General features: G+C 64.3%; 2 protein-coding genes and 1 pseudogene. 1 reads left to right on the top strand and 2 read right to left on the bottom strand.

Annotated features, from left to right (window positions below; genetic code table 11):
- A pseudogene (locus H6G18_RS24435) lies at nucleotides 1-382 on the top strand (hypothetical protein); the annotation flags it as partial.
- A gap of 164 nt (nucleotides 383-546) precedes the next feature.
- Here the strand turns inward: H6G18_RS24435 and H6G18_RS24440 are convergent.
- Together H6G18_RS24440 and H6G18_RS24445 are read right to left on the bottom strand one after the other, a co-directional pair.
- Complete coding sequence (locus H6G18_RS24440) at nucleotides 547-1,791, bottom strand: IS256 family transposase (RefSeq protein WP_190409672.1); 1,245 nt, start codon at nucleotides 1,789-1,791, stop codon at nucleotides 547-549.
- A 234-nt stretch (nucleotides 1,792-2,025) separates the two neighbouring features.
- Nucleotides 2,026-2,285, bottom strand: a 260-nt coding sequence (locus H6G18_RS24445) for a hypothetical protein (protein ID WP_449224091.1), incomplete at its 5' end; no start/stop codon positions are given.

A 2,285-nucleotide genomic window follows, 5' to 3' on the forward strand; every position in this document is an offset into this window, starting at 1 on the left:
CCTCAAGGACGCCACTGGCTGGTGGCTGCGCTGGTTCGACGTGTGTCTGGTGTGGCTGGTGCAGGCGTTGCCCCTGGCCATTCTCGCGGTGCTGCTGCTGACCTGGCGCGCGGGCGTGTGGAGTCCCGCGGGGCAGGACGTGGCGTCACGCGTCGGCACCGGATTGCTGATCGTGAACGCCGTGGCCCAGAGTCTCAGATGGTTCATGCTCTGGGCGCTGCGCGAAAGCTATGGCACACGCGGCCTGTCCTACTGGACGTCGTGGCTGGCCGATGCCGCCGCGGCGTGGCGCCTGACGCAGAGCACGCTGAGGACGCCCACAGCCTGGCGCGGCCGAAAATACCAAGCCCTCGCTGCGCCTACCACCGGCGTTGGGACTTGAGATGTGAGATGTGGGATGTGGGATGTGAGAGGTCGAGACAGAAATAGATGAATGCGAGATGGGCAACGAATGAGATGGGAATCCGGATCGTATGCTGCCGGGACTGCGGTTTTGGTCAACCGCAACTGCAGGGGAGTGTCAGAAAGTTTGTGTATGAGCTCCCGTCAGACCGCCATCGGAAAGCGGTCACCAAACAGCAATTGCAGATGGGGAATGGCGCGCTGCCACTCTTTGGCGGGGCGCTGTTTCCATTTCTTCCCCAGCGTACGCAGCACCAGATAGAGGAGTTTGGTGGCGGCGTCGTCGCTGGGGAAGTGCCCTCGGGTGCGGAGCGGTTTGCGCAGGTAGCTGTTGAGGCTTTCGATCGCGTTGGTGGTGTAGAGCACGCGCCGAACTTCCAGCGGATAGAGGAGGCTCGGCGTGAGGCGGTCCCACGCGCGCTCCCAGATGGGCGCGATCTGGGGAAAGCGCGCCCCCCACTGCGTCCGCACGTGCTCGAGCGCGGCGAGCGCAGCGGGCTCGCTCGGGGCTTGGTAGATGGCGCGCAGATCGGCGGCCACCGCCTTGCGCTCTTTCCAGCCCACGTACTGCAGGCTCTGCCGCACGAGGTGGACGACACATTGATGCACGGTGGCCTGCGGAAAGACGGCCGCCAAGGCGTCGGGCAGGCCCACCAGGCCGTCCATCATCGCGATCAGAATATCCTGCACGCCGCGCGTGCGGAGCTCGCTGAACACGCGATGCCAGAAACTCGCGCCCTCCGTCTGGGCGATCCACAGGCCCAGCACCTCCTTCGTGCCATCGGGGAGCACGCCTAGCGCGAGATGCACGGCTTTGTTCTGCACCACGCCTTCACCGCGGATCTTCACCCGCAACGCGTCAAACACCACCGCGAGATACACCGGCTCCAACGGCCGCCGCTGCCAGGTCGTGACCTCCTCCATCACCTCATTCGTGACCGTGCTGATCAGGTCCGGCGAGACGGGGACTTGGTAACGCTCCTCGAGGTAGCCCTGGAGCTCGCGCGTCGTCAGCCCCCGCGCGTAGAGCGCCAGCACGCTCTCATCGAACCCCGGGAGCCGCCGTACCCCTTTCGGTACGAACTGTGGGGTAAAGGTGCTGTGGCGATCGCGCGGAATCGCGAGATCGAGCGTCCCGGTATCGGTCGTGATCCGCTTGGGCGTCGTGCCATTGCGCGCATTCCCGGTCGGCGTCCGCCCCGCCCCCTCGGGGTAGCCCAAGTGATGCGTGAGCTCCGCCTGCAGCACCTTCTCGGTCAGCGCCTTTTGAAACGCCCGGTACACCTGCTGAAAGTCGGCGGGGGTCTTCACCCCCGCCGCCAGCTGATCAATCAACCCCTCGGGCAACGCCGCCAGCGTGGGATCTGCGGTCTTCTTCCGTCGAGCCATCCATCCTCCGTCGTGATACAGAGTTATGGCTCATACACAGAATTTCCGACACCCTCTGTTGCCACATCACAGAGTCCCACGCACAGTACACAGCTGAAATGCTCTATTCGATCTTCCGGATTACGCGATAGCGCTGATGCACCACTCTCACGCACAGCCCACGTCGCACGGCCCACGACGGTGGATCGCGCGTAGCGAATCACAAACCACGAGCCACCCGATGCATTCCCTTCCTCAATCCATACTCTCCAATACCGCCCCCTTCAAATACCCCGTCTCCGGAATGCCAATGATCTCCGGATGATCCACCGGCTGCCCCGTGAACGCGCGCAGCGCGAACCGCCGCCCGCTGTCTCCCACCGCCTCCTGCAGCATCTCGAAGAACAGCCCGCGCGAGAGATGATGACTGCACGACGCCGTGAACAGCGTGCCGCCCGGCGCCAGCACCTTCATGGCCTGCAGATTGATGTCCTTGTAGCCGCGCAGCGCGCCAT

Origin of the sequence: Anabaena subtropica FACHB-260 (assembly GCF_014697105.1) — a bacterium.
In the GTDB taxonomy this organism is placed as follows: Bacteria; Cyanobacteriota; Cyanobacteriia; order Cyanobacteriales; family Nostocaceae; genus Trichormus; species Trichormus subtropicus.

Coding starts and splice junctions, on each gene's coding strand:
- H6G18_RS24440 (WP_190409672.1), bottom strand. CDS start 1,791: ATGGCTCGACGGAAGAAGACCGCAGATCCCACGCTGGCGGCGTTGCCC.